Consider the following 26271-nt stretch of genomic DNA (forward strand, 5'->3'; position numbering starts at 1 on the left):
CGCCGGCCGCACGCGCTCATGCACGTCTGAGGCACACGCAGGTGCGCATGCGCCGGCTAATGAGGGGGAATCATACCATCGCGCGTGGACGATTCTTGCCGCCCTTTTGGTGGTCGTCACTGTCGCCGTCACGGCCGTGCCCGCTGCCCTGTCCGCCTTCGCCGCCGTCGCGCCCGCCGGGCGGGTCCGGCTCCCCGATGGCCGGATCGGGCGGCACCGCCTTCGTGCGATGCACCCAGCTCGACAATGCCGACGCGAGCACGATGCACGCGCCTCCCGCCCATTCGCGCGGCCCCGGTATTTCGCCGGCGAACAGCCACGCCGACAACGCCGTCACGACCAGCTCGAACAGCATGATGATCGACGCGCGATTGGCCGGCACGCGCGACAGTCCGTACTGCACGAGCATGTTGTTGGACGCGAGCAGCAGACCGAGACCGAGCACGAGCAGCGCCGCCGTGCCCAGATGCGCGCCGACGGGCGGCGCGGGCATCGGCTCGAACAGCGACACGAGCGCGCCCAACAGCGCCGCGCCGCCGAAGATCGTCGCGGTGCGCATTTCGGGCTTCATGTCCGGCAGCACGCGGCTTGTCTTCAGGATCAGTACATTGCTCATCGCGAAGCCCATGCCGCCGGCGAGGCCGGCCCATTCGGCGGGATTGCCGGGCACCGGGATGCCGAGCCGCGGCGACCACAGCATCGTCATCGCCCCCGCGAGCGACAGCGCGGCCAGCGCCGCGCCCGACCACGTGAGTCGCTCGTGCAGGATGAAATGCGCGAACAGCGCGGTCCAGGCGGGCGTCAGATAGAACAGCAACAGCACGCGCATCACCTGACCATGGATCGCGCCCCACACGAAGCCGAGATTCGTGACGCCCGCGGCGAGCGCGAGCGCCGGCAGCAGCCAGTGCCAACGCACGGTCTTCACCGCGCGGCGCCGCACGAGCAGCACGAACAGGCAGCCGGTGCCGCTCGTGAGCGCGCTCGCGGCGGTACCGGTCACGCCGAGCGCAGCGAGCATCCGCAGCGGATACCAGACCATCCCCCAGACCGACGCGCCCAGCATGATGGCGAGCGTCGGCCAGCCGTTGCGCAGCCAGCTGGTCATGGGGCGCGGCTCCGGCGGGCGTCGTGGGCGAGTCGTATGAGGGTCGAGCTGGCGGTCTCCCGAACTGCTGCGTACATTGCTGCTCCTGCGTATCCTGTTACGGGAATCGTGGGGGATTCGCGCCGTTCCCGTTGCGGCGCCTCGATGCGCCGGCTGGCGGATTGCTGCCGCGAGCCGCGCCGCAAGCTTCGGCCGGGTCTGCGGGTGCGCCACGCTATAATCGTCGGCTCGCCGCCGCCCGCCGCCGCGCGTGCCCGGTTCTCGCCCGGCTGTCCCGCCACTCGTCCGCGTTCATCCCGATCAGGCCATTTCGTCCGTGAATCCGCTACTCGACTCCCTTCAGCCCTATCCGTTCGAAAAGCTGCGCCTGCTTTTCAAGGACGTCACGCCGCCGGCCGGCCTCGCGCACATCAGCTTCGGCATCGGCGAGCCGAAACATCCGACCCCGCCGCTGATCCGCGACGCTGTCATCGATTCGCTCGGCGGCCTCGCCGCGTACCCGGCCACGCTCGGCTCGGCGCCGCTGCGCGAGTCGATCGCGAAATGGATCACGCAGCGCTACGACCTGCCGTCGCTCGATCCGCTCACCGAAGTGCTGCCGGTGTCGGGCTCGCGCGAGGCGCTGTTCGCGCTCGCGCAGACGGTGCTCGATGCGCGCCGCGCTGCCGACAGCGAGCCTGCGATCGTACTCTGTCCGAACCCGTTCTACCAAATCTACGAAGGCGCGGCGCTGCTCGGCGGCGCCCAGCCCTACTTCGTCAACAGCGACCCGGCGCGCAACTTCGCGTGCGACTACTCGGCGGTGCCCGCCGACGTCTGGGCCCGCACGCAACTGCTGTACGTCTGCTCGCCCGGCAACCCGACCGGCGCGGTGCTCACGCTCGACGACTGGCGCGAACTGTTCGCGCTGTCGGACCGCTACGGCTTCGTGATCGCGTCGGACGAGTGCTACTCGGAAATCTATTTCGACGAATCGAAGCCGCCGCTCGGCGGCCTCGAAGCGGCGCACAAGCTCGGACGCGGCTTCGAGCGCCTCGTGATGCTGTCGAGTCTGTCGAAGCGCTCGAACGTGCCGGGCATGCGCTCGGGCTTCGTCGCCGGCGACGCCGCGATTCTCAAGGCGTTCCTGCTGTACCGCACGTACCACGGCGCGGCGCTCTCGACGGTGTTCCAAAGCGCGAGCGTGGTCGCATGGAGCGACGAGACGCACGTGCGCGAGAACCGCGCGAAGTACCTACGGAAGTTCACGACCGTCACGCCGATGCTCGCCGACGTGCTCGACGTGCGCCTGCCCGACGCCGCCTTCTACCTGTGGGCCAACGTCGAGCGCACCGGCCTCACGGACACCGAGTTCGCCCAGCGCCTTTACGCCGACTATAATGTGACGGTTCTGCCGGGCTCGTTCCTCGCGCGCACCGCGCACGGCGTGAACCCCGGCCGCAATTTCGTGCGCCTCGCGCTCGTCGCCGACGTCGACGAATGCACGGCGGGCGCGCAGCGGATCGTCGAATTCTGCCGCTCGCTCAGTGTCCACTGAGTGCAGCCTGAGCCTCGCTGAGCCGCATGGCACCCCCTTCTTCAGACTTCAACTCTTCAGAAAATCACGCATATGTCGCAACAACTTCAGAGCATCATCGATACCGCCTGGGACAACCGCGCCGAGCTGTCGCCGAAAGCCGCGCCGGCCGACGTGCGTGAAGCCGTCGCCCACGCGATCGAGCAACTCGATAAGGGCGCGCTGCGCGTCGCCGAAAAGAAGGACGGCGACTGGGTCGTCAACCAATGGCTGAAGAAGGCCGTGCTGCTATCGTTTCGCCTCGAGGACAACGCGCCGTTGCCGGCCGGCGGCTATAGCCAGTTCTACGACAAGGTGCCGTCGAAGTTCGCCAACTACACCGCTGAAGACTTCGCCGCCGGCGGCTTCCGCGTGGTGCCGCCCGCGATCGCGCGGCGCGGCTCGTTCATCGCGAAGAACGTCGTGCTGATGCCGTCGTACACCAACATCGGCGCGTACGTCGACGAAGGCACGATGGTCGACACGTGGGCGACCGTCGGCTCGTGCGCACAGATCGGCAAGAACGTGCACCTGTCGGGCGGCGTCGGCATCGGCGGCGTGCTGGAGCCGCTGCAGGCGAACCCGGTCATCATCGAAGACAACTGCTTCATCGGCGCGCGCTCGGAAGTCGTCGAAGGCGTGATCGTCGAGGAAAACTCGGTGATCTCGATGGGTGTGTACCTCGGCCAGAGCACCAAGATCTACGACCGCGAAACCGGCCAGGTCACGTACGGCCGCATTCCGGCGGGCTCGGTCGTGGTGGCGGGCAACCTGCCGTCGAAGGACGGCACGCACAGCCTCTACTGCGCGGTCATCGTCAAGAAGGTCGACGCGAAGACGCGCGCGAAGGTCGGCCTGAACGAACTGCTGCGAGGCGACTGATGGCGCGCGGCACCACAACCGTCGTCTACGGCATTCCGAACTGCGATACCGTGAAGAAGGCGCGCGTATGGCTCGAAGAGCACGGCGTCGAGTTCGAGTTTCACGACTTCAAGAAGGCCGGCGTGACCGAGCCTCTCGTGCAGGACTGGCTCAAGGACGTCCAGCTCGACGCGCTGCTGAACCGCCGCGGCACGACCTGGCGCGGGCTGTCCGACGACATGAAGGCGGCCGCGCAAACGCAGTCGGGCGCCATCGCGCTGATGATCCACAAGCCGTCGGTCATCAAGCGGCCGGTGCTGGTCGTAAACGGGCGCGTGAAGTCGCTCGGTTTTTCCGCGGACGAGTACGCGGCGCTGTTTGCTTGAACACAACGCCGAAGCGCCAGGCTCGAGCACAAGGTAGCAAAACGCGCGGCCTCGCGCCGCGTCCTTCAAAGGCTGTTGCCGGCTGCGGTGCGTCACCGCGAGCCGGCATTTTTTCATTTCAAAGTGGCTTGCACTGAATCCATGTCCGGCACCCTCGCCCTTACCGAACAACTGATCGCGCGCGCGTCCGTGACGCCCGACGACCAGCATTGCCAGCGTCTGTTGATCGAGCGCCTGGCCGCGCTCGGCTTCGAGCACGAGACGATCGAATCCAACGGCGTGACGAACCTGTGGGCCGTCAAGCGCGGCGTCGACGGCACGCGGGGCAAGCTGCTCGCGTTCGCCGGCCACACCGACGTGGTCCCGACCGGCCCGCTCGAACAGTGGCAATCGGCGCCATTCGAACCGACCCAGCGCGACGGCAAGCTGTACGGCCGCGGCGCGGCGGACATGAAGGCATCAATTGCCGGCTTCGTCGTCGCGAGCGAGGAGTTCGTGGCGGCGAACCCCGAACACCGCGGCTCGATCGCGTTCCTGATCACGAGCGACGAGGAAGGCCCCGCGACCGACGGCACCGTCAAGGTCGTCGAAGCATTGCAGCAGCGCGGCGAGCGCGTGGACTACTGCATCGTAGGCGAGCCGACTTCCAGCGAGCGTTTCGGCGACATGGTCAAGAACGGCCGGCGCGGCTCGATGTCGGGCAAGCTGATCGTCAAAGGCGTGCAGGGCCACATCGCCTACCCGCATCTGGCGAAGAATCCGGTGCACCTGCTCGCGCCGGCGCTCGCCGAACTCGTCGCCGAGCGCTGGGACGATGGCAACGAATATTTCCCGCCGACCACCTGGCAGGTGTCGAACCTTCACAGCGGCGCCGGCGCGACCAACATGATTCCCGGCCACGCGGACGTGATGTTCAACTTCCGCTTCTCGACCGCGAGCACCGTCGAAGGACTGCAAAAGCGCGTGCATGCGATTCTCGACAAACACGGCCTCGAATACGAACTGCAATGGACCGTGAGCGGCCTGCCGTTTCTCACCCCGCGTGGCGAGCTGTCGAGCGCGCTCGCGCAGGCGATCAAGGACGAGACCGGCGTGGACACCCAGCTCTCGACCACCGGCGGCACGTCGGACGGCCGCTTCATCGCGCGCATCTGCAAACAGGTAATCGAGTTCGGCCCGCTGAACGCGAGCATCCACAAGATCGACGAACATATCGAAGTCGCCCATATCGAGCCGCTGAAGAACGTGTATCGCCGCGTGCTCGAACAACTCGTTGCGTAACCAGGAACTTTCGATGACGCTTCCTTTTTGCACCGTCCGCGACCTGCTGCGTTATGCAGTGTCGCGTTTTAGCGAGGCCAAGCTGTCGTTCGGCCACGGCTCGGCCAATGCCTACGACGAAGCCGCCTATCTGATCCTGCATACGCTGCACTTGCCGCTCGACCTGCTCGAACCGTTTCTCGACGCGCGCCTGACCACCGCCGAAATCGAGGCGGTGCTGAAGGTCATCGAGCGGCGCGCCGCCGACCGCGTGCCGGCCGCGTACATCACGCAGGAAGCGTGGATGCACGGCTATCGCTTCCACGTCGACGAGCGCGTGATCGTGCCGCGCTCGTTCATCGGCGAACTGTTGCAGGACGGCCTGCAGCCGTACGTCGAGGATCCCGAGCAGGTCGGCGCGGTGCTCGAGCTGTGCACCGGGTCCGGGTGTCTCGCGATTCTCGCCGCGCACGCGTTCCAGAACGCCGACGTCGACGCGGTCGATCTGTCCGCGCCCGCGCTCGAAGTCGCGACGCGCAACGTGATGGATTACCACCTCGACGAGCGCATCGCGCTGTTCGAAGGCGATCTGTACGCGCCGCTCGCCGAACGCCGCTACGACGTGATCATCAGCAACCCGCCGTACGTGAACGCCACGTCGATGCAGGAGCTGCCGGCCGAATACAGGCACGAGCCGGAGATGGCGCTCGCCGGTGGCGCGGACGGCATGGACATCGTGCGCCGGATCATCGCCGACGCGCGCAACTGGCTGACCGAAGCCGGCGTGCTCGTCATCGAGATCGGCAACGAACGCGAGCACGTCGAAGCGGCGTTCGGCGGTCTCGATCTCGTGTGGCTGTCGACTAGCGCCGGCGACGACAACGTGTTCCTGATCCAGGCCAGCGACTTGCCGGTCTAACTCCCGCATGCTGTCCGTCTGATCGTCGTGTCAAGCGCGGTTCTCAGGCAGGGTTGCGAGCAATCGCCGCGACAGCGCGTAGCGTTGCCCGCGACCGCCGCCTGGACCCGTTGCCCGACGCGCTCCGCCAACTGTTCGCGAGCTTATGTCATTCGACCTGCTTCACGTCGGCACGCTGGTTGCGCTTGCCCATATTCTCGGCATCGTCGCGGCCGCTCACGCGATTCTCCATACCCGCACCTCGCAAGGCGCGATCGCGTGGGCCGTGTCGCTGGTCGCGATGCCTTATCTGACGCTCGTGCCCTACCTGTTCCTCGGCCGCAGCAAGTTCGCCGGCTATGCGGACGCGCGCCGCGTCGAAAACGAGCTGCTGCGCACGCGCGCGCATCCGCAGGTGTGGGACACCCAGGCGTCGTCGGCCGGCGTGCCGACGCAGCAGCTCGGCTCGCGGCTCGTGCACTCTTTGACGCGCCTCGGCGGCATGCCGTTCCTGCCCGGCAATTCCGTGCGCACGCTGGTCAACGGCACGGCGACTTTCGAGGCGATCTTCGACGCGATCGAGAACGCGCGCCGCTACGTGATCGTGCAGTTCTTCATCGTGCGCGACGACGCGCTCGGCGGCATGCTGAAGGATGCACTGATCGCGAAAGCGAAACAGGGCGTGCGGGTCTACTTCCTGTATGACAGCATCGGCAGTTTCGATCTGCCGCACCGGTACGTCGCGGCGCTGCGCGCGGCCGGTATCGAAACTCATCCGTTCGCGACGAACCGCCGCTTCGTCAACCGTCTGCAACTGAACTTCCGCAATCACCGCAAGATCGTGTCGGTCGACGGCGAGCGCGCGTTTGTTGGCGGTCACAACGTCGGTGTCGAATATCTGGGCGCGAAGCCGCCGCTGTCGCCGTGGCGGGATACTCACATCGAGGTGCGCGGCCCGGCGGTCGCCAGCATCCAGTTCGTCTTTATCGAGGACTGGTACTGGGCCACGCAGCAGTTGCCCGAGTTCGACGCGCCGGCCGCCGATTCAGCCGAGCCGTGCGTCGAGCAGCCCGGCCGCGACGGCGCCAACGAACGTGCCGCGAACAACATGCACTGCCTCGTGCTGCCGAGCGGTCCGGCCGACAGACAGGAGACCTGCTCGCTGTTTTTCGTCGAGGCGATCAACGCCGCGCGTGAACGCATCTGGATCACGACGCCCTACCTCGTGCCCGACGAAGCCGTGTTCGCCGCGCTGCGGCTCGCGGCGCTGCGCGGCGTCGACGTACGCATCCTGATTCCGAGCCGGCGCGATCACCGGGTGGTGTTCGCCGCATCGAAGCTCTATGCGTACGACTCGCTACGCGCGGGCATTCGCATCTTCCGCTATCAGCCGGGTTTCCTGCATCAGAAGGTCGTGCTGATCGACAGCAGCGCGGCCGCGATCGGCAGCGCCAACCTCGACAACCGTTCGTTTCGCCTGAACTTCGAGATCATGGTGCTGACCGTCGACCGCGGCTTCGCGCTCGAAGTCGAAACGATGCTGCTCGACGACTTCGCCGAGTCGCGCGAAATCGACCGCGACGAGTACCGCAACGCGCACGCGCTGCGACGCATGCTGATGCACGTTGCGCGGCTCTTTTCGCCGATCCTGTAGGCGCACCCGCTTACAGCAGCGCTTCGATATCCCCGGTGATCGCCTCGGGCTTGGTCAGCGGTGCATAGCGCTTGACGACGTTGCCGTCGCGGCCGATCAGAAACTTCGTGAAATTCCACTTGATTGCCTCGAGGCCAAGCAGCCCCGGCGCCTCGATCGTCAGGTAGCGGAACAGCGGGTGCGCATTCGGACCGTTCACGTCGATCTTGTCGAACATCGGAAACGTCACGCCGTAGTTCTTCTCGCAGAAGCCGCCGATCTGCGCCGCGTCGCCCGGCTCCTGCTTGCCGAACTGGTTGCACGGAAAACCGAGCACCGCGAGCCCGCGCGCCGCGTACGTGTCGTACAGCTTCTGTAAGCCCGCGTACTGTGGCGTGAACCCGCATTCGCTCGCGGTATTGACGATCAGCAGAACCTTGCCTTGGTACGTCGCGAGACTCGCTTCCTCGCCGCCGAGCGTGCGCGCCGAAAACGAATAGATCGATGTCATGTGCTCTCCCCTGAAAGCCGTCAGTCTATGCCAAAAGCGCTGCCGATACAGTCGGCCGGATGGCCGATGGCCGCTGCGCGCGAAGCGACGGACAAGCAATCGGCGCCGCGCGCCCGGCAACGCGCCGGGCAGTCTAAAATAGCGGTTTTCTTCAGCCGGCCACGTCGTGATCCGCTTCAATCAGTTCAGCCTCGCGCGCGGCACCAAGCCGCTCTTCGACAACACCACGTTCACCTTGAACCCCGGTGAAAAAGCCGGCCTCGTCGGCGCGAACGGCGCGGGCAAATCGACGCTGTTCGCCGTGCTGCTCGGCGAACTGCATGCCGACGGCGGCGATTTCTCGATACCGCCGACCTGGCGCATCGCGCACGTCGCGCAGGAAACACCCGCCGTCGACAAAACCGCCCTCGCCTACACGCTCGACGGAGACGCCGCGCTGCGCGACATCGAGGCGCGCATCGCTTCGGCCTCCGCGGCGCACGACGGCGCGGCCGAAGCCGAAGCGCACGCCGCGTTCGCGGACGCCGACGGCTACACGGCGCCGGCGCGCGCCGAAGCGTTGCTGCTCGGCCTCGGCTTCACGCTCGACCAGACCCGCGAGCCGGTCAGCAGCTTCTCCGGCGGCTGGCGCATGCGCCTGAATCTGGCGCAGGCGCTGATGTGCCGCTCCGACCTGCTGCTGCTCGACGAACCGACCAACCACCTCGACCTCGACGCGATCGTCTGGCTCGAAGACTGGCTGAATCGCTATGCCGGTACGCTGGTGGTGATCTCGCACGACCGCGAGTTCCTCGATTCGGTGTGCAACGTCACGCTGCATCTCGAGAACCAGCAGATCAAACGCTACGGCGGCAACTACTCGCAATTCGAAGTGCTGCGCGCGCAGCAGATCGCGCTGCAACAGAGCGCGTACGACAAGCAGCAGCGCACGGTCGCGCATCTGCAGAGCTACATCAACCGCTTCAAGGCGCAGGCCACCAAGGCGCGTCAGGCGCAAAGCCGGGTCAAGGCGCTCGAGAAGATGGAGCTGATCGCCCCCGCGCACGTCTCGTCGCCGTTCACGTTCGAGTTCCGTACGCCCGACTCCGCGCCAAATCCGATGATGGTGATGGAAGACGTGCGCTGCGGCTACCACGCCGAAGACGGCGGCGAGATTCCGATCGTCGAGCGCGTGATGCTGTCGATCCAGAACGGTCAGCGCATCGGCCTGCTCGGCGCGAACGGCCAAGGCAAGTCGACGCTGATCAAGACGCTCGCGGGCACGCTCGAACCGTTGAGCGGCTACGTGCGCGAAGGGAAGGGCCTGCGCATCGGCTACTTCGCGCAGCATCAGCTCGAAACGCTGCGCCCGGACGACACACCGTTGCAGCACCTCGCGCGCCTCGCGCCCGATACGCGCGAGCAGGAACTGCGCGACTTCCTCGGCAGCTTCAACTTTTCCGGCGACATGGCGACCGCGAAGATCGCGCCGTTCTCGGGCGGTGAGAAAGCACGTCTCGCGCTCGCGCTGATCATCTGGCAGAAGCCGAACCTGCTGCTGCTCGACGAGCCGACCAACCACCTCGACCTGGAAACGCGCCACGCGCTGACGATGGCGCTCGCGCAATTCGACGGCACGCTGATTCTGGTGTCGCACGACCGCCATCTGCTGCGCGCGACGACCGATCAATTCATGCTGGTCGCCAGGCATCGCCTGCAGGAATTCGACGGCGATCTCGACGACTATCGCGACTGGCTGCTGCAGCATGCCGCCGAGCAGCGGGCGGCGCTGAAAGCGAATGCTTCCGGTACCGCGGATTCAGCGTCCAACGGCGCGTCCAACGGCGACAGCAACGTCAATCGCAAGGAACAACGCCGCCTCGAAGCGGAAACGCGGCAGAAGCTCGCGCATCTGAAGAAACCGCTGCAAAGCCGCATCGCGAAGATCGAAAAGGAAATGGACGCGCTCAACGCGGAGAAAGCGACGCTCGATGCATTCGTCGCCGATGCCGCGAGTTACGAGCCGGAGCAGAAGAGCAAACTGACGGAGGCGATCCGCCGTCAGGCAGACGTGAACGCGCGCCTCGACACGCTCGAAGCCGAATGGCTCGAGACGCACGAGGAACTCGAACAGATCGGCTAGCGGCACGCAACAGCCGGGCCGCGCCGGCATCCACGGGAGCTTGGCTTTGTCATTTGCGAACTCATCGGCCGCGGAGATGCCGCCGCCGTTGCAAGGACTGCGGGTGCTCGACCTCACGCGCCTGCTGCCGGGTCCGGTGGCCGCACTGCGCCTCGCCGAGTTCGGCGCCGATGTGCTGAAGATCGAAGCGCCCGGCGCGGGCGACCCCACGCGCACGATGATGCAATCGTCGAGCGATCGCGTCGCGGGCCGGCCCGGCGCGTTCTACCGGATGGTCAATCGTGGCAAGCGCGAGACGCGCCTCGACCTCAAATCCGAAGCGGGACGCCACGTACTGCGCGCGCTCGCGGCCGAAGCCGACGTGCTGATCGAGAGCTTCCGGCCCGGCGTGATGGAGCGGCTCGGCCTCGGTTACGCGACGCTGTGCGCAGCCAATCCGCGGCTCATCTATTGCGCGATCAGCGGATACGGCGCGAGTGGTCCGTTCGCGGATCATGCCGGCCACGATCTGAACTACATCGGCTATGCGGGCGTGCTCGATCAACTGGCGAACCGCGACGGAGCGCCGATCCTGCCGAACTTCCAGATCGCCGATCTGCTCGGCGGCGCATTGAGCGCGGTCACGCAGATTCTCGCCGCGCTCTGGCATGTCGCGCGTGGCGGGGCGGGCCGCTTCGTCGATGTGTCGATGACGCACACGAGCTATGCGCATAACTTCGTCGCGCAGGTGTCGCTGGTCAACGAAGGGGCGGCGCCCGCCGCGGGCAGCGGTCTGTTGAACGGCGGCGTGCCCTGCTACAACCTGTACCGCACGAGCGATGCGCGCTGGCTCGCGGTCGGTGCGCTCGAACTGAAGTTCTGGGAAACGCTGTGCATGGCGCTCGATCGGCCCGAATGGGCGACGCGTCACTGGAGCCTCGGTCAGGCGATCGGCGGCCCCGATGCCGTGGCGCTCATTCAGGAGCTCGCCAATGTGATCGCGACGCGCACGCTCGGCGAATGGGTGGAATTGCTGGAATCGCTCGATTGCTGCGTGTCGCCGGTGCTGACGGCCGCTGAAGCGGCGCAGCATCCGCTGTTCAATCCGCACGCGTATTCGGCGGCGGCCTCGAGTGCCGCCGCGGCAGACGACGAGGGCCACGGCGCAGCGGTCTAACGCGCGCGGCGCAGTCGCGGCGCGGCACCGCCCGCGTCAACGCGGCGCCACCGTCTGCCTGCGCAGCGTTTGACGCGGCGACTTCTCGTCGTCGTACAGCAGGTGTTTGCGGCCTTCCACGTGGCGGCTGATCGTGGCGCGCACTTCCGCGGCCGTCACGTCTGCTGCCACCACTCGCCGCGAAATCTGCCCCGCGGTGTCGATCCACTCGACGATCCGGCAAGCGCCGCCCCAAGGCTGACGGATCGGTGCGGAGACCCGGCAGCCGCGCACCTGCAGGTGACGCTCGACTACGACTTCATGTGACTGTTTCAAAGCGCGATCCTTTTTCGGGCATCGGAACGGATGCACGTCCGTACAGGTTAGGAAAAAGGTATGGCGGCCAGGTTACAGCCAATGTGGAGATCGTTACCGGCCATTACGAGACTGCAAGCGTACACAGCACTGGCAAGCCGTCCGTGGCCCGATCTACTCGAGCGTGCGGACGCGGTCGATGGCCTGTTCGATCCGTTCGACCGCAACGACCTGTAAGCCTTCGATCGGCTGTTTCGGCGCATTGGCCTTCGGGATCACCGCGACCGAGAAGCCCAGCTTGGCCGCTTCCTTCAGGCGCTCCTGTCCGCGCGGCGACGGCCGGATCTCGCCGGCGAGGCCCACTTCGCCGAATACGACGAGCCCCTTCGGCAGCGGCTTGTTGCGCATCGACGAATGGATCGCGAGCAGCACCGCGAGGTCGGCGGCGGGCTCGGAGATCTTCACGCCGCCCACCGCGTTCAGAAATACGTCCTGATCGAAACAGGCGATGCCCGCATGCCGATGCAGCACCGCAAGCAGCATCGCAAGCCGGTTCTGTTCGAGGCCGACCGCGAGGCGTCGCGGATTCGGCGCGTTGGCTGCATCGACGAGCGCCTGCACTTCCACGAGTAGCGGCCGGGTGCCCTCCTGCGTGACCAGCACGCACGAACCCGGCACCGACTGCTCGTGCTGCGACAGAAACAGCGCCGACGGATTGGCGACGCCGCGCAGGCCGCGCTCGGTCATCGCGAATACGCCGAGCTCGTTGACCGCGCCGAAGCGGTTCTTGATCGCGCGCACGAGACGGTACGACGAGTGCGTGTCGCCCTCGAAGTACAACACCGTATCGACGATATGTTCGAGCACGCGCGGACCCGCGAGCGCGCCCTCTTTCGTGACGTGACCGACCATGATGATCGTCGTCCCGGACTGCTTGGCGATGCGCGTGAGTTGCGCCGCACACTCGCGCACTTGTGCGACCGAGCCCGGCGCAGATGTCAGGGCATCCGAATAGACGGTCTGGATCGAATCGATCACGGCGACCTCGGGCCGCTGTTCGGCGATCGTCGCCTGAATCTTTTCGAGCTGGATTTCCGCGAGCAATTGCAGTTCGCTCGCCTTCGAGCCGGGCTCGAGCAGCGCCAGCCGTTGTGCGCGCAACGCGATCTGCGCGCCCGATTCTTCGCCGCTGATATAGAGCGCGCGCTTGTCCGCCGCGATTTCCGCGAGCGACTGCAGCAACAGCGTCGATTTACCGATGCCCGGATCGCCGCCGATCAGCACCACACCGCCCGGCACGAGGCCGCCGCCGAGCACGCGGTCGAATTCGCTGACGCCGGTGGAAAAACGCGGCACGTCCGACGCGTCGATGTCGGCGAGGCGCCGTACCGGCGTGCTCTTCGCGAGCGACTGGAAACGGTGCGTGGACGGCGCCTCGGCGACAGATTCGACGAGCGTGTTCCACGCCTGACAGGACGGGCATTGCCCGGACCACTTCGGCGACTGACCGCCGCATTCGCTGCAAACGTACAACGTCTTCGCTTTCGCCACGCGTTACTCCGCGCGAACCGGTACACGCGGCGCGACTGCGCACATCAGCTCATAGCCGATCGTGCCGCAAGCCTGCGCGACGTCGTCGATGGGCAGCGCGGCGCCCCACAGTTCGACGCGCGAGCCGATGTTGGCGGTCGGCACCGGGGTCAGGTCGACGGTCAGCATGTCCATCGACACCCGTCCGACGATCCGCGTGCGCACACCATCGACGATCACCGGCGTGCTCTCCGGCGCGACGCGCGGATAGCCGTCCGCGTAACCGCACGCGACCACGCCGATGCGCATCGGCCCGCGCGCGGTGAATGTCGAACCGTAGCCGACCGAGCTGCCTTCGCTGAGCGTCTGCACGGCGATCAGTTCCGACGTGAGTGTCATGGCGGGCTGCAGGCCCGTGCCGTCGATGGCCGCCGTCACGCCGGACGGCGACGCGCCATACAGAATGATGCCCGGGCGCACCCAGTCGAAATGCGCTTCCGGATGCCACAGCGTCGCTGCCGAATTCGCAAGACTGCGCGCACCGGCGATGCCTTGCGCGCCGCGCTCGAATGCTTCTAGCTGATGCGCGACGCCGCGTTCGCCGTCGGCATCGGAAAAATGCGTCATCAACGTGATCTGGCCGACGCCCTGGCAGGCGCGCGCGCGCTCCCATGCCGGACGGAATTTTTCGACCGTATAACCGAGCCGGTTCATGCCAGTGTTCATCTTCAGCTGGATGTTGACCGGTTTCGACAGACGCGCCATTTCGAGCATGCGCAACTGCTCGTCCGAATGCAGCGCCGTGGTCAGACTGTAGCGGTCGATCACGTCGATATCGGTCGGCCGAAAAAAGCCTTCCAGCAGAAGAATCGGGCCCGCCCAGCCCAATTCACGCAACTTCACCGCTTCTTCGAGGTCCAGCAACCCGAAGCCGTCGGTCGCGCGCAAGCCTGGGAACACGCGCGCGAGGCCATGCCCGTATGCATTGGCCTTGACGACGGCCCAGACTTTCGATTTCGGCGCAAAGCGGCGCGCGACAGCGAGGTTATTGGCGAGAGCAGCGGTATGAATCGTGGCGGAAAGGGGGCGCGGCATGGGATTTTTTCGTAAAGACACTTGCGAATCAGCGGCTTACAGGGCGTTTTCAGCGCTGAGCGGCCCGCTGGGCGGCGCGATCAAGGATTCTGCTAGTCCGAATTCAGCTATTTTCATGATATAAAGCCGTGCGCACAACCCATTTCGATCGGCATAAGCCCGGACGCATGACAAACGGCCGGGGCGGACAGACCGCAGCGAGGACAGCATCGCATCAGATGAAAAAAGGTTTTTACACCATCATGGCCGCGCAGTTTTTTTCGTCGCTGGCCGACAATGCGCTTCTGATCGCCGCTATCGCACTGCTGAAAGATCTCCACGCTCCGAACTGGATGACGCCGCTGCTCAAGCTGTTTTTTGTGCTGTCGTACGTCGTTCTTGCCGCATTCGTGGGCGCCTTCGCCGACTCCCGTCCGAAGGGACGCGTGATGTTCATCACCAATACGATCAAGGTAGTCGGCTGCGTGACGATGCTGGTCGGCGCGCATCCGCTGATTGCGTACGGCATCGTCGGCTTCGGCGCGGCGGCCTACTCGCCCGCCAAATACGGCATTCTCACCGAACTGTTGCCGCCTGACCGGCTGGTCGCCGCGAACGGCTGGATCGAAGGCACCACGGTCGGCTCGATCATTCTCGGCACGGTGCTTGGCGGTGCGCTGATCAGCCCGCATATTGCCGCGCCGATTCTCAGATGGCATCTGCCCACCGTGAACACGCCCGCGGAAGCCGCGATGCTTGTAATCATGGCCATGTACGTGGTCGCCGCGCTGTTCAATCTGCGCATTCCCGACACCGGCGCGCGCTACCCGCGACAGGAACACGGGCCGATCCGTCTGATCACCGATTTCGCCGACTGCTTTCTCGTGCTGTGGCGCGACAAGCTCGGACAGATTTCGCTCGCCGTGACGACGCTGTTCTGGGGCGCGGGCGCGACGCTGCAATTCATCGTGCTGAAGTGGGCCGAGGTGTCGCTGAACATGTCGCTGTCCGAGGCGGCGATCTTGCAGGCGGTGGTCGCGGTCGGCGTCGCGGGCGGCGCGATTCTCGCGGCCTCGCGGGTGCCGTTGAAGAAGTCGCTGTCGGTATTGCCGGTCGGCATCATGATGGGTATCTCCGTGATGCTGATGGCGTTCTACACGCGCGATCTGTTTCCCCCGCACTGGGGCGTTTATTTTGGCCGCATGCACGTGCCGGGCTATCTGATTTTCGCGTATATCTTCCTGATGTTCGTGGGCGGCCTGTCGGGTTTTTTCGTCGTGCCGATGAATGCGCTGCTGCAGCACCGCGGGCACGTGCTGCTGTCGGCGGGCCATTCGATCGCCGTGCAGAACTTCAACGAGAACCTGTCCGTGCTCGTGATGCTGTGCCTGTACGCGGTGCTGGTGTGGCTCGACGTGCCGGTCTCCGCGGTGATCGTGCTGTTCGGCACCTTCGTCTGTCTGATGATGTGGCTCGTGATGCGGCGCCATCTGGCGAACCAGCGCGCCTTCGACTCGGTCGCGCTGATCGGCGAAGCCAAGCACTGATCGGTTGCGCCGGGCCGAGCGCGACAGCCGCGAGCGCGTCCTCCTTCTTCCTCGCTCGACCATGACTCAATCGATTCCCAACGTGCTGACGATCGCCGGTTCCGATTCCGGCGGCGGCGCTGGCATCCAGGCCGATCTGAAGGCCTTCTCCGCACTCGGCGCCTATGGCGCGAGCGTAATCACCGCGCTGACCGCGCAGAACACGCGCGGCGTGACCGCGATTCACGCGCCGGATCCCGGCTTCGTCACCGCGCAACTCGACGCGGTGTTCGACGATATCCGCATCGACGCGGTGAAGATCGGCATGCTCGCGAATGCCTCGATCGCGCGCGCGGTCGCCGACGCACTGCGCCGTCACCAGCCCAAACACATCGTGCTCGACACGGTGATGATCTCGAAAAGCAATCACGCGCTGTTACTGCCCGATGCGGTCGCGGTAGTGCGCGACGAACTGCTTCCCCTCGCCGATTTGCTGACGCCGAATCTGCCGGAAGCAGCCGCGTTGCTCGGCATGCAGCCCGCCGCCGACGAAGCCGCCATGGTCGAGCAAGGCGAAGCGCTGCGCGCACTCGGCGCTCGCGCGGTGCTGATGAAGGGCGGTCATCTGAGCGCGGTTGATAGCCCCGACTGGCTCGTGCAGGAAAGCGGCACGCTGCGTCTCGGTGGTCCGCGCGTGCCGGTAAAGAACACACATGGAACGGGCTGCACGCTGTCGTCGGCGATTGCGGCGCTGATGACGCAGCGCGACGATCTCGCGAGCGCCGTGGCCGATGCGAAGGTGTATCTGACGGGTGCATTGCAGGCGAGCGAGCGGCTCGACGTCGGCCACGGCGTGGGGCCGGTGCATCACTTTCATCGGTGGTGGTGAGCGGCCTTATTGCTTCGCGTAACGCTGCGCGTGCTCGGGCCAATCGTCGGGCACGATAAAGCCGCGTGAGCGTTCACGCAGATGGCCCGCGTTGTCGTCGATGAACGCGGCGACCATCGTCGGGCCGGATTGAAGTGAGGTCTGCGCGGCCAACGTGTCCGCATCGACGCAGCACGCGTCGTCCGTGCCGTCTTGCGTTCGATATCGCGGCGCGAGCCACTCGAGTCGCGGCAACACCCGCCACCTGTACCCATGGGCGCGCGCGAAAGCCGGCCAATCTCGACGCGTCACCCACCAGCCACGCGCATGGGCAGGATCGAGTTCGGACGGATCGGTGGGCGTCTCGCCATGCCGGTAAAACAGCCAGCCTTTGACGAACATCTGCGGCGTCCACGCGCCCGCATAGCCCGTCGATGCGAATTCCTCGCGCGCACTGAGCGGCAACTGATGATGGAGCAGATGCGCGAGTTTCAGATCGAAGCGGTCTTTCAGATTGGGGCCGACGTAATCGGCGAGACGCGCCGCCTCTGCCCGATTCGCATCGCCCGCATGCAGATAGCACTTCACCGCGAGTTCCCAATGCAGTCGCGCGCCCCGCCGTGTCTGCACGAGGAAATCGCATTCACCGAGCGTAAGGCCCCCGTGCCGCAACGGCACACCGGCTGCGACCAGTTGCGCCGCCGGTCCATGCCGCAGGAAAAAGCCCAGCAGGCGTTCGGCGTAGCGGCCAAGACGCGTGATACGCGCTGCCGCGAGATCCTGACGCAGAAGTGCCGGAGCGGCGTCGAGCGCGCGCAGCCAGTCGAGCGTGGCCTGCAATTCCTGCGGTGTGTCGAAAGGATCGGCGAGCGCGCCCGCCGGCGGCAGGGGGCGCAACAGAGCGGGACTCAGCAGCAACCACGCGAGGTCGCGGACAGCCGGATCGCGCAACGCATCGACCGAAGCATCGCGAGGCAGACCCAGCAACGTATCGAGGAACGCCGCCCGGCTGACAGACGCGGCGGGCACTCGCGCGGCCGGCCCCGCGGGCATCGTCACCTGGATTCGTTCGACGGCGCGCCGCCGCTCGCGAGCCACGTCGCGCGCGCGAGACACAGGTCCGTCCAGGCTTTGGCCTTGTCGGGCAGGCTGCGCAACAGATAGGCCGGGTGATAGGTGACGATCACCGGCACACCCTCGTACGTGTGCACGCGGCCACGCAGCGACGAAATGCTCGCTTCGGTCTTGAGCAGGCTCTGCGCGGCGAAACGGCCGAGTGCGACGATCAGCTTGGGCTTCACGAGCGACACCTGGCGCTGCAGATACGGCTCGCAACGCGCGACTTCATCCGGCTGCGGATTGCGGTTGCCAGGCGGGCGGCACTTGATCACGTTCGCGATATACACGTTGGTGCCGCGGGCGAGCGCGAGCGAACGCAGCATGTTATCGAGCAGCTTGCCGGCCTGGCCGACGAACGGTTCGCCCTGACGGTCCTCGTTCTCGCCCGGCGCTTCGCCGATCAACATCCAGTCGGCCTCTCGATCGCCGACGCCGAACACTGTGTTGGTGCGCTTCTCGCAAAGGCGGCACGCTTCGCATCCGGCGACACGTTCGGCTAGCGCGTCCCAGTCGAGTGTGTGGACGGCCAGCGGCGCGGGCGCATCGCGGCGCGCGTCGGCGGATGCGGGGACCGCCGCGGTTTGATCGTCGAACCATGCGAAGTCGTCGTCGGGTGGGGCGTCGAGAGTCGGCGGTGTCGAAGAGTCGGGCTGCGGGCGCGGCTGGGTTGTTTGTCGCCGCTGCGCAGTTGCGTCCAAGCGCGGCGCAGATTCGCGCGGCGCTTGCTGCGGCGCGATGTCGGTGGATGCGCGCAGCGGTTCGTGCGCGGTCTGCGGCGAAGGCTCCCCGCGACGCTCGCCGCTCGTGTCTTCGCGCATGGATGGCGACGGCTCGTCCGCTTGCGCCGCAACGGCATCACCCTGCCCGCCCTCCGTCTGTTGCACCGCGAGCCCGCGACGCACCCACAACGGCGCGAGTCCGAATTCTTCCAGCACCGATTCATGCAGCGCCATCTGTGCCCTCCGTGGCAAACGACAGACGCATGACGATCGCGTCCTCCCGGCCGCGATGCCGCGCCGGATAATAATTTTTGCGCCGGCCGATCGACGCGAAGCCGAAGCGCTCGTACAACCGGATCGCCCGATGATTCGACGGCCGCACTTCGAGCAGCAGTCCGTCGAGCTTCTCCGCGCGCGTGATGCGCACCGCCTCGCGCAGCAGCGCGAGGCCTGCGCCGGCGCCTTGGGCTTGCGGCGTGACGCACAGATTGAGCAGATGCATTTCATCGACGACCGGCATCAGCACGCAATAGCCGATCAGCGTGCCCGTCACGTGCCGCAGACAGATGCCGAAATAGCCATTGCGCAGCGAGTCGCCGAAATTGCCGCGGCTCCACGGAAACTCATAGGCGAGCTTCTCGATCGCGGCGACTTCGTCCAGGTCGCTCTCGGTCATCGGCGACATATAGCGCTCCGCGAGCAGCACGCCGCTCATGGGCGCGCCTCGTCGCTGGACGGCTGGCCGGACGCGCCGTCCGGCGAGCGCTCGGCGGACTGCTCCGACTGCACGGCGGCATGGACCGCTTTGGCTGATTTCGCCGCTTTGTCGGCCATGCGCTCGGCGGTCGTCTGCGCGACCTTGTCGCGCACGTAGTCGGGCGCGGCCCGATCGGCTGGCACCGTGCGACCCGCATGAAACGCGCGCAGCGCCGCATAGGCGAGCGGCAGCGCATGCGGCAACGCTTCGCCATCGACGCTCCGCGCGGCCGTGGCCGCCGGCAAGCGCTCGCCGAACGCGGCAGCCGCGTTGCCGGCGAGTGTGAACGGCCCGTCGGGCAGCACGAGCCGCTCGGGCGCATCGAGCGAGGCCGTCTGCACGGTGTGCCATTCGCGTTGCGCGTGGTCCCACGCATAGTCGGCCCAGTAGATTTCGTCCATGCGCGCGTCGAGCGCGGCGAGCACGCGCGTCGTCGACGGATCGCGCAGGCGCGCGCTTTCCGCGCACACGAGCAGCGTGCCGATCGGCACGACCGGCAGGTTCAGGCCGAACGCGAGGCCTTGGGCGACGCCGGTCGCCGTGCGCAGTCCGGTGAACGAACCCGGACCCGAGCCGAACGCGATCGCGTCGCAGTCCGCCAGCGTCAGGCCGGCTTCGTCGAACAGTTCGCGGATCGCCGGTAGCAGGCGTGTACTAGACACCGCGCCGGTCTGTTCGTGACGCAGCCAGACGCGGGGTTCGGCGGTGAGTTGACCGGCGGCATCGACAGACGCTGACACGAGCGCCGCCGAACAATATTCGGTCGATGTATCGAGGGCAAGGAGCACTGTTTGAGTCATGGACCGTATTGTAATCGGCGCCGTGCGCGTGAATGATGGTTTGCGCGGGCCGCGCTGACCTGCTTTGCGACCACCACCGTTTGGAATGAGCCCTCGGCCTCGCGGCGGCGGGCAATTGTTATGATTTGCGGCCGATCTCATCTCTCCCGCCGAGCGGGCCAAACGACCATGACCGACATCAACGCCCAGTTCGCGCAAGCCCAGCAAGACGTCAAGCAACTGCCCGAGCGTCCGGGCAACCTGACGCTGCTGCGTCTTTATGCGCTCTTCAAACAGGCGAGCGAAGGCGACGCGCGCGGCGACAAGCCGGGCTTCACCGACATCGTCGGCAAATACAAATACGACGCGTGGGCGGCGCTCAAAGGCACGGCGCAGGAGGCGGCGAAGCAGCAATACGTCGAGCTCGTCGAGTCGCTGAAAAGCGGCGCCGCGACCTGAGTTGCCGCTAGGCCAGCCGTCTGCTGGAGTGGCGGTCTGACGCGGCTGCGACTGCCTCGCGGCGGTGTCGGACTCGACGCTGCGAGCGGCCGCCTCGCTTGCCTGCCTAATTCCGGCACGTGTTCCGTCGGAATTGTCCGAATAGTGGCGCAGTGCAGCAAATGTCGCTATAATGCCGCCTGCGCTTCACTGCTTTGGCCGTTTTTCTTCCAGCGGCCCCCGCGGCGCAGCGTGCCATAGCGTTTGCTCCAATCCAGTTTAGAACCTGTCCCCTCTGCCTAGCCCCCTCCGGGCTCAAGTCCCAGGCTGGCGACTCGCCATGTTGGCTCGTCGCATCCGATACAGCTTCTAACTAGAAACTCGCCTTCATTGTCGCGAGTTGCCCCCGTTTTTCGATTTGCTCGCTGCTTTTTTGCTCGCTGAATCCGACGACTTGGGTATGCCGATTGGCGTTGACGTTTCATCCGATGAACCACCCAGGATCGTTTTCAAGGATTCACATGACTTTGAGCAACACCCCCAGCAGCCCGTTGAACGCCATCGCCGACGAAGCACTCGGTCTCGCACCCGCCGCTCCCGAAGCCGCCGCGCCGGCTGACGCCAAGCCGACCTTCGCGTCGCTCGGCCTGTCCCCGGACGTCGTCTCCGCGCTGACCGCCGCCGGCTACGAGCACCCGACGCCGGTGCAGCAACGCGCGGTGCCGGCAGCTATCGCCGGCCGCGATCTGCTGGTTTCGAGCCCGACCGGCTCGGGCAAGACCGCCGCCTTCATGCTGCCCGCCATCGAGCGTTTCTCGCAGCTGCAAAAGACCCAGGCGAGCCAGCCGCGCGAACCGCGCCCGGCCGACGGTGGCCGCGGCCGCCGTCCGCAGCCGGTCGCGCGTCCGACCATGCTGGTACTCACCCCGACCCGTGAACTCGCGATGCAGGTTACGACCGCCGCAGCGACGTACGGCAAGCACCTGAAGCGTCTGCGCACCGTCAGCATTCTCGGCGGCGTCGCTTATGGCCAGCAGTTGATGCTGCTCGCGAAGAACCCTGAAATCCTGGTCGCCACGCCGGGCCGTCTGATCGACCACCTCGAGCGCGGCCGCATCGATCTGTCGCAACTGCAGATCCTCGTGCTCGACGAAGCGGACCGCATGCTCGACATGGGTTTCATCGACGACATCGACACGATCGTGGCCCAAACGCCGGCTACCCGTCAGACCATGCTGTTCTCCGCCACGCTCGACGGCAAGATCGGCTCGCTGACCGGCCGTCTCTTGAAGGACCCCGAGCGTATCGAGATCGTCCAGCGCCTGGAACAACGCACCAACATCGCGCAAACCGTCCATTACGTCGACGACCGCGATCACAAGGACCGTCTGCTGGACCATCTGCTGCGCGACGATGGCCTCGACCAGGCCATCGTCTTCACCGCGACCAAAATGGACGCCGATCAGTTGGCAGGCCGTCTGGCCGACGCCGGCTTCGAGTCGGCCGCCCTGCACGGCGACCTGCCGCAAGGCGCGCGTAACCGTACGATCCGCGCGCTGCGCGAGCGCCGCGTGCGCGTGCTAGTCGCAACCGACGTCGCCGCTCGCGGTATCGACATCCCCGGCATCACGCACGTGTTCAACTACGACCTGCCGAAGTTCGCCGAAGACTACGTGCACCGTATCGGCCGTACCGGCCGCGCGGGCCGCTCGGGTATCGCGGTGAGCCTCGTGCATCACGCCGAACAGGGCGCGCTCAAGCGCATCGAGCGCTTCGTGCGCACGCCGCTGCCGGTCAACGTCGTCGCAGGCTTCGAGCCGCGCAAGGCGGCGCCTGCGGGCAATGGTCGTCCTGGCTTCGGCGGGCGCGGCCGTCCGGCCGGTAACGGCCGTCGCTTCGGCAGCGGTTCGGGCAAGCCGGGCGGCTACGCCGGCTCCCGCAGCGGTAGCGGTAGCGGTAGCGGTAGCGGCAATGGCAACGGCTGGGGCAACAAGCCGGCTGGCGGTTCGCGCGAAAGCACCGGCGGTTCGCGTGACGGCTATGGTGCCCGCGAAGGCTTCGGCGGTGGTTCGCGCGACGGCTACGGTTCGCGTGACGGCTTCGGCGCGCGCCGCAACGACGGTCCCCGTTCGGCACGTCGCGGCAGCTAATCGCCCATCCGACAGACCGGACGGCTTCGCGCCGTCCGCGACAGGAAAGAAAACCGGTGCTCAGGCGCCGGTTTTTTTTCGCCCATAGGCTGTCCGCCCCAAATTTCACGATGTAAAAAAATTTTTTGCGTCGTAAAAAATCATGCTGCAAAGCACAAGAACGGCCATTGCAACAGGGAAGATATCGTTTCTCATCGCGAAACGAAAGCTCCAAGACATTGATTTGACAGAAAAACAAATATTGAAGAAACGCTTTGCGGCGTCTATTGCACACTCTTCGGTTTGCCTAGACTCTTATATAAGACTTCACGAAACGGAATGCCTCTACGGTCGCGACGCTTCGAGAAGACAGAGTCACCCATCCACCATAACTGGCATCGAAGGAGCACATCATGACCATGACCCGCGAACAGCAAGTGCAGCAGCTCAAGCAGCAATGGGAAACGGACCCGCGTTGGAAAGGCGTCAAGCGCACCTACTCGGCCGAAGACGTGGTGCGTCTGCGCGGCTCGGTGCAACCCGAGCACACGCTCGCCAAGCGCGGCGCGGAAAAGCTGTGGGCCGCCGTGAACAACGAACCGTTCGTCAATTCGCTCGGCGCGCTGACCGGCAATCAGGCGATGCAGCAGGTGAAGGCCGGTCTGAAGGCAATCTATCTGTCGGGCTGGCAGGTCGCGGGCGATGCCAATGTCGCCGGTGAAATGTACCCGGACCAGTCGCTGTATCCGGCCAACTCGGTGCCGCTCGTCGTCAAGCGCATTAACAACACGTTGACGCGCGCCGATCAGATCCAGTGGTCGGAAGGCAAGAACCCGGGAGATGAAGGCTACGTCGATTACTTCGCGCCGATCGTGGCCGACGCGGAAGCCGGTTTCGGCGGCGTGCTGAACGCGTTCGAACTGATGAAAGCGATGATTGAAGCGGGCGCGTCGGGCGTGCACTTCGAAGACCAGCTCGCGTCGGTGAAGAAGTGCGGCCACATGGGCGGCAAGGTGCTCGTGCCGACCCGTGAAGCCGTCGCGAAGCTGACTGCCGCGCGACTCGCCGCCGACGTGTCCGGCGTGCCGACCGTGCTGCTCGCCCGCACCGACGCCGAAGCCGCCGACCTCGTGACCTCCGACATCGACGACAACGACCGCCCGTTTTTGACCGGCGAGCGCACCGTCGAAGGCTTCTACCGCACGAAGCCGGGTCTCGAGCAGGCAATCTCGCGCGGCCTCGCGTATGCGCCGTACGCCGACATGATCTGGTGCGAAACCGGCAAGCCGGACCTCGAGTTCGCGAAGAAATTCGCCGACGCGATCCACCAGCAGTACCCCGATCAACTGCTGTCGTACAACTGCTCGCCGTCGTTCAACTGGAAGAAGAACCTCGACGACGCGACGATCGCGAAGTTCCAGCGCGAGCTCGGCGCGATGGGCTACAAGTTCCAGTTCATCACGCTGGCTGGCTTCCACGCGCTGAACTACTCGATGTTCAACCTCGCGTACGGCTATGCGCGCAACCAGATGAGCGCGTTCGTCGAAATGCAGCAGGCGGAATTCGCGGCGGCCGAAAAGGGCTTCACCGCGGTCAAGCACCAGCGCGAAGTCGGCACCGGCTACTTCGACGCGGTCACCCAGACGGTCGAGCGCGAAGCATCGACGACGGCGCTGCACGGTTCGACGGAAAACGAACAGTTCTTCGACAAGAAGGTCGCCTGAGATCGGGCCGGTCGGGGTCGTGCAGTTCCGGGCCTGAGCGCACAAACGATCGGCAAACGTCGAGCGGCACCACAAGAGTGTCGCCGACATAGGGAGAACCGTGCCGTGCCCGATTGACTGGCTGAAGCGTCAGCGCGCATGCCAGCGGCCGGGGTCCAGAAGAAGCCGGCACGCGACACGCCTGCGGCGGCGAAGCTGAACGCGCCGGCATCGCTGTCGGCGCGTTTTTTTTCGAATGCGCCGCGCGCCGGCAATCGGCCGGCGGCGCATCGTTTCACCGATAGACGATCACAGGAATCTTCGTATGCGTGAGCACGCGCTGCGTTTCACTGCCGATCAGCAGGCTGCCGAGCCCACGCCGGCCATGCGATGCCATGAAGATCACGTCGCAGCCGCCCTGCTCAGCGGCTTCGATGATGCCGAGATACGGCGCCGGATGCACGCTCGTGCGGCTCTCCACGCTGACGCCGACGCGGTGCGCCGCACGCTCCACTTCGCGCAGATGCACGCGCGCTTCGCGCTCGCTGCGCTGCAGGAACTCGCCGGGCAGTTCGACCACGACATCGGAGAACGGCGAGTACGGATATTGCGGCAGACACGCGTACGCGGTGACCCGCGCGCCGACGGCCTGCGCGAGGTCGATCGCGCCCGCTATCGCCTTGCGCGACAGATCTGAACCATCGGTTGGAACCAGGATGTGCCTGAACATAATGCCCTCCGTCACCGGCTGCGCGCAGCGCGGCCTCAGCGTCCAACGAAGCCCGGGGTGCAGGCTGCTCGAAACGATTCTAGTGCGTATGAATGGGGGTAGGGATCGGCTTCGTGCCGGTCTGGCGATTGGCGCATCAGTCCCAGTAACCGGCTTCGCCGTACGTATGTTTGAGGAAGTCCAGAAACAGCCGCACTCGCAGCGGCAGATGACGGCGCTGCGGGAACACCGCGTGGATGCCGATGCGCGGCGCGGCGAATTCGTCGAGCACGCTGACGAGGCGGCCCGCTGTGATGTCCGCGCCGACCTCCCACCACGAGCGCCACGCGAGCCCGTGCCCGGCGAGACACCATTCGTGCAGCACCGCGCCGTCCGAGCACTCCATCGTGCCGGACACCTTGATCGACACCACCTTGCCGTCGTGCTGGAACATCCAGCCGCGCTGCTGGTTCGCGCTCGCGCCCAGCGCAAGGCAGTTGTGGCGCGCGAGATCGGCAAGGCTATGCGGCGCGCCGCGCCGGCTCAGATACGCGGGCGACGCGACACACACGCGCCGGTTTTCAGCGAGTTTCAGCGACACCAGCGTCGAATCGGGCAACTCGCCGAGCCGCACCGCGCAATCGAAGCCTTCGTTGACGAGGTCGACGAGACGATCGGACAGATCCAGCGTAATCGACACGTCCGGATGCGCGACGGTGAACGCGGGCACGAGCGGCGCCACGTGCCGGCGCCCGAAGCCGGCCGGCGCCGACAGCCGCAGATGGCCGCTCGCCTTCACTCCGCCCGCCGAGACGCTAGCCTCGGCGTTCTGCATGTCGTGAAGAATGCGCTGGCAGTCTTCGAGAAAGGCCGAGCCTTCGAAGGTCAGCGTGAGCTTGCGCGTCGTGCGCACGAGCAGCTTGACGCCGAGGCGCTCTTCGAGCGCGTCGATGCGTCGGCCGATGATCGCGGGCGCGACGCCCTCGGCGAGTGCCGCCGCGGACAGGCTCCCCTTGGCCGCAACGGTGGCGAAGGTCTCGATCTGCTTGAAACGGTCCATGAACGAGTACGCGCCGCGCCGCGCAAAAGTGAGTGGTGCGCGTCAGATTAGGTATATGAAAGTAAAAGATCAAGTG

Annotated in this window: 24 protein-coding genes; 13 read left to right on the forward strand and 11 right to left on the reverse strand. The window is 65.9% G+C overall.

All coding sequences use genetic code 11. The features are described 5' to 3' along the window. Positions 1 to 70: 70 nt before the first annotated feature. Positions 71 to 1108: a DMT family transporter gene (locus BJG93_RS09280; RefSeq protein ID WP_027198005.1), complete on the reverse strand. Its 1038-nt coding sequence runs from the start codon at positions 1106 to 1108 to the stop codon at positions 71 to 73. Positions 1109 to 1424: 316 nt separating this feature from the next. Between BJG93_RS09280 and dapC the strand changes: the two genes are divergently transcribed. From dapC to cls, 6 genes are all read left to right on the forward strand, one after another. Continuing rightward, complete coding sequence (dapC, locus tag BJG93_RS09285) at positions 1425 to 2645, forward strand: succinyldiaminopimelate transaminase (RefSeq protein ID WP_027198006.1); 1221 nt, start codon at positions 1425 to 1427, stop codon at positions 2643 to 2645. A gap of 72 nt (positions 2646 to 2717) precedes the next feature. Beyond that, on the forward strand, positions 2718 to 3545 hold the full coding sequence (gene dapD, locus BJG93_RS09290) for a 2,3,4,5-tetrahydropyridine-2,6-dicarboxylate N-succinyltransferase (protein WP_027198007.1): 828 nt from the start codon (positions 2718 to 2720) through the stop codon (positions 3543 to 3545). Continuing rightward, complete coding sequence (locus tag BJG93_RS09295; protein ID WP_027198008.1) at positions 3545 to 3910, forward strand: ArsC family reductase; 366 nt, start codon at positions 3545 to 3547, stop codon at positions 3908 to 3910. Before dapD ends, BJG93_RS09295 begins: the two co-directional genes overlap by 1 nt. A gap of 141 nt (positions 3911 to 4051) precedes the next feature. Continuing rightward, positions 4052 to 5191 carry a succinyl-diaminopimelate desuccinylase gene (gene dapE, locus BJG93_RS09300; protein ID WP_027198009.1) on the forward strand — a complete coding sequence of 380 codons (1140 nt, stop codon included), beginning with the start codon at positions 4052 to 4054 and terminating at the stop codon, positions 5189 to 5191. Between the two features lie 13 nt (positions 5192 to 5204). Beyond that, complete coding sequence (gene prmB, locus BJG93_RS09305; RefSeq protein ID WP_027198010.1) at positions 5205 to 6089, forward strand: 50S ribosomal protein L3 N(5)-glutamine methyltransferase; 885 nt, start codon at positions 5205 to 5207, stop codon at positions 6087 to 6089. Between the two features lie 145 nt (positions 6090 to 6234). Then, entirely contained in the window at positions 6235 to 7722 is a 1488-nt protein-coding gene (gene cls, locus BJG93_RS09310) for a cardiolipin synthase (RefSeq protein ID WP_027198011.1), read from the forward strand. Between the two features lie 10 nt (positions 7723 to 7732). Here the strand turns inward: cls and BJG93_RS09315 are convergent, their stop codons facing one another. Further along, on the reverse strand, positions 7733 to 8212 hold the full coding sequence (locus tag BJG93_RS09315) for a glutathione peroxidase (protein WP_027198012.1): 480 nt from the start codon (positions 8210 to 8212) through the stop codon (positions 7733 to 7735). A 166-nt stretch (positions 8213 to 8378) separates the two neighbouring features. On the opposite strand from BJG93_RS09315, the gene BJG93_RS09320 reads away from it, so the two are divergent. Then, complete coding sequence (locus tag BJG93_RS09320) at positions 8379 to 10334, forward strand: ATP-binding cassette domain-containing protein (RefSeq protein WP_027198013.1); 1956 nt, start codon at positions 8379 to 8381, stop codon at positions 10332 to 10334. Positions 10335 to 10422: 88 nt separating this feature from the next. Beyond that, positions 10423 to 11490, forward strand: a complete 1068-nt coding sequence (locus BJG93_RS09325; RefSeq protein WP_027198014.1) for a CaiB/BaiF CoA transferase family protein — start codon at positions 10423 to 10425, stop codon at positions 11488 to 11490. A 36-nt stretch (positions 11491 to 11526) separates the two neighbouring features. Here BJG93_RS09325 and BJG93_RS09330 read toward each other — a convergent pair whose 3' ends face one another. The 3 genes from BJG93_RS09330 to alr form a co-directional block, all read right to left on the reverse strand. Then, positions 11527 to 11805, reverse strand: coding sequence for a DUF2866 domain-containing protein (locus BJG93_RS09330; RefSeq protein WP_027198015.1), 279 nt, complete (start codon positions 11803 to 11805; stop codon positions 11527 to 11529). Between the two features lie 153 nt (positions 11806 to 11958). Beyond that, positions 11959 to 13335 (reverse strand): DNA repair protein RadA, encoded by a 1377-nt coding sequence (gene radA / locus BJG93_RS09335; protein WP_027198016.1) that lies wholly within the window; start codon positions 13333 to 13335, stop codon positions 11959 to 11961. 3 nt (positions 13336 to 13338) lie between these two features. Further along, on the reverse strand, positions 13339 to 14409 hold the full coding sequence (gene alr / locus BJG93_RS09340) for an alanine racemase (RefSeq protein WP_027198017.1): 1071 nt from the start codon (positions 14407 to 14409) through the stop codon (positions 13339 to 13341). A 218-nt stretch (positions 14410 to 14627) separates the two neighbouring features. Between alr and lplT the strand changes: the two genes are divergently transcribed. Then, entirely contained in the window at positions 14628 to 15935 is a 1308-nt protein-coding gene (lplT, locus tag BJG93_RS09345) for a lysophospholipid transporter LplT (RefSeq protein WP_027198018.1), read from the forward strand. Positions 15936 to 15996: 61 nt separating this feature from the next. Continuing rightward, the gene (gene thiD / locus BJG93_RS09350; protein ID WP_027198019.1) at positions 15997 to 16803 is read left to right on the forward strand and encodes a bifunctional hydroxymethylpyrimidine kinase/phosphomethylpyrimidine kinase; all 807 of its coding nucleotides are present in this window, start codon (positions 15997 to 15999) and stop codon (positions 16801 to 16803) included. 6 nt (positions 16804 to 16809) lie between these two features. On the opposite strand, the gene BJG93_RS09355 is transcribed toward thiD, so the two are convergent. The 4 genes from BJG93_RS09355 to tsaB are packed head-to-tail and all read right to left on the reverse strand — an operon-like array spanning position 16810 to position 20177. Further along, positions 16810 to 17835 carry a DUF1853 family protein gene (locus BJG93_RS09355; RefSeq protein WP_034479468.1) on the reverse strand — a complete coding sequence of 342 codons (1026 nt, stop codon included), beginning with the start codon at positions 17833 to 17835 and terminating at the stop codon, positions 16810 to 16812. Positions 17836 to 17837: 2 nt separating this feature from the next. Next, positions 17838 to 18854: a uracil-DNA glycosylase gene (locus tag BJG93_RS09360; protein WP_027198021.1), complete on the reverse strand. Its 1017-nt coding sequence runs from the start codon at positions 18852 to 18854 to the stop codon at positions 17838 to 17840. Then, positions 18841 to 19335, reverse strand: a complete 495-nt coding sequence (rimI, locus tag BJG93_RS09365; protein ID WP_027198022.1) for a ribosomal protein S18-alanine N-acetyltransferase — start codon at positions 19333 to 19335, stop codon at positions 18841 to 18843. The genes BJG93_RS09360 and rimI overlap by 14 nt, the downstream gene beginning before the upstream one ends. Further along, positions 19332 to 20177, reverse strand: coding sequence for a tRNA (adenosine(37)-N6)-threonylcarbamoyltransferase complex dimerization subunit type 1 TsaB (gene tsaB, locus BJG93_RS09370; protein ID WP_027198023.1), 846 nt, complete (start codon positions 20175 to 20177; stop codon positions 19332 to 19334). Before tsaB ends, rimI begins: the two co-directional genes overlap by 4 nt. Positions 20178 to 20345: 168 nt before the next feature. Between tsaB and BJG93_RS09375 the strand changes: the two genes are divergently transcribed. From BJG93_RS09375 to aceA, 3 genes are all read left to right on the forward strand, one after another. Next, a complete protein-coding gene (locus BJG93_RS09375) occupies positions 20346 to 20615 on the forward strand; it encodes an acyl-CoA-binding protein (protein WP_027198024.1) in 270 nt (89 codons plus the stop codon). A gap of 500 nt (positions 20616 to 21115) precedes the next feature. Then, positions 21116 to 22744: a DEAD/DEAH box helicase gene (locus tag BJG93_RS09380; protein WP_027198025.1), complete on the forward strand. Its 1629-nt coding sequence runs from the start codon at positions 21116 to 21118 to the stop codon at positions 22742 to 22744. A gap of 398 nt (positions 22745 to 23142) precedes the next feature. After that, complete coding sequence (gene aceA / locus BJG93_RS09385; RefSeq protein WP_027198026.1) at positions 23143 to 24447, forward strand: isocitrate lyase; 1305 nt, start codon at positions 23143 to 23145, stop codon at positions 24445 to 24447. A gap of 274 nt (positions 24448 to 24721) precedes the next feature. On the opposite strand, the gene BJG93_RS09390 is transcribed toward aceA, so the two are convergent. After that, positions 24722 to 25156: a universal stress protein gene (locus BJG93_RS09390; RefSeq protein ID WP_027198027.1), complete on the reverse strand. Its 435-nt coding sequence runs from the start codon at positions 25154 to 25156 to the stop codon at positions 24722 to 24724. A 136-nt stretch (positions 25157 to 25292) separates the two neighbouring features. Next, positions 25293 to 26195: a LysR family transcriptional regulator gene (locus BJG93_RS09395; protein WP_027198028.1), complete on the reverse strand. Its 903-nt coding sequence runs from the start codon at positions 26193 to 26195 to the stop codon at positions 25293 to 25295. Positions 26196 to 26271 lie beyond the last annotated feature (76 nt).

It is taken from the genome of Paraburkholderia sprentiae WSM5005 (assembly GCF_001865575.2).
Lineage (GTDB): Bacteria > Pseudomonadota > Gammaproteobacteria > Burkholderiales > Burkholderiaceae > Paraburkholderia > Paraburkholderia sprentiae.

What these genes read in the sequence shown, in the direction of transcription:
- BJG93_RS09280 (WP_027198005.1), bottom strand. Translation starts at nt 1,108, where the DNA reads ATGACCAGCTGGCTGCGCAACGGCTGGCCGACGCTCGCCATCATGCTG.
- dapD (WP_027198007.1), top strand. Translation starts at nt 2,718, where the DNA reads ATGTCGCAACAACTTCAGAGCATCATCGATACCGCCTGGGACAACCGC.
- BJG93_RS09295 (WP_027198008.1), top strand. Translation starts at nt 3,545, where the DNA reads ATGGCGCGCGGCACCACAACCGTCGTCTACGGCATTCCGAACTGCGAT.
- dapE (WP_027198009.1), top strand. Translation starts at nt 4,052, where the DNA reads ATGTCCGGCACCCTCGCCCTTACCGAACAACTGATCGCGCGCGCGTCC.
- prmB (WP_027198010.1), top strand. Translation starts at nt 5,205, where the DNA reads ATGACGCTTCCTTTTTGCACCGTCCGCGACCTGCTGCGTTATGCAGTG.
- cls (WP_027198011.1), top strand. Translation starts at nt 6,235, where the DNA reads ATGTCATTCGACCTGCTTCACGTCGGCACGCTGGTTGCGCTTGCCCAT.
- BJG93_RS09315 (WP_027198012.1), bottom strand. Translation starts at nt 8,212, where the DNA reads ATGACATCGATCTATTCGTTTTCGGCGCGCACGCTCGGCGGCGAGGAA.
- alr (WP_027198017.1), bottom strand. Translation starts at nt 14,409, where the DNA reads ATGCCGCGCCCCCTTTCCGCCACGATTCATACCGCTGCTCTCGCCAAT.
- lplT (WP_027198018.1), top strand. Translation starts at nt 14,628, where the DNA reads ATGAAAAAAGGTTTTTACACCATCATGGCCGCGCAGTTTTTTTCGTCG.
- thiD (WP_027198019.1), top strand. Translation starts at nt 15,997, where the DNA reads ATGACTCAATCGATTCCCAACGTGCTGACGATCGCCGGTTCCGATTCC.
- BJG93_RS09355 (WP_034479468.1), bottom strand. Translation starts at nt 17,835, where the DNA reads ATGCCCGCGGGGCCGGCCGCGCGAGTGCCCGCCGCGTCTGTCAGCCGG.
- BJG93_RS09360 (WP_027198021.1), bottom strand. Translation starts at nt 18,854, where the DNA reads ATGGCGCTGCATGAATCGGTGCTGGAAGAATTCGGACTCGCGCCGTTG.
- rimI (WP_027198022.1), bottom strand. Translation starts at nt 19,335, where the DNA reads ATGAGCGGCGTGCTGCTCGCGGAGCGCTATATGTCGCCGATGACCGAG.
- tsaB (WP_027198023.1), bottom strand. Translation starts at nt 20,177, where the DNA reads ATGACTCAAACAGTGCTCCTTGCCCTCGATACATCGACCGAATATTGT.
- BJG93_RS09375 (WP_027198024.1), top strand. Translation starts at nt 20,346, where the DNA reads ATGACCGACATCAACGCCCAGTTCGCGCAAGCCCAGCAAGACGTCAAG.
- BJG93_RS09380 (WP_027198025.1), top strand. Translation starts at nt 21,116, where the DNA reads ATGACTTTGAGCAACACCCCCAGCAGCCCGTTGAACGCCATCGCCGAC.
- aceA (WP_027198026.1), top strand. Translation starts at nt 23,143, where the DNA reads ATGACCCGCGAACAGCAAGTGCAGCAGCTCAAGCAGCAATGGGAAACG.
- BJG93_RS09390 (WP_027198027.1), bottom strand. Translation starts at nt 25,156, where the DNA reads ATGTTCAGGCACATCCTGGTTCCAACCGATGGTTCAGATCTGTCGCGC.
- BJG93_RS09395 (WP_027198028.1), bottom strand. Translation starts at nt 26,195, where the DNA reads ATGGACCGTTTCAAGCAGATCGAGACCTTCGCCACCGTTGCGGCCAAG.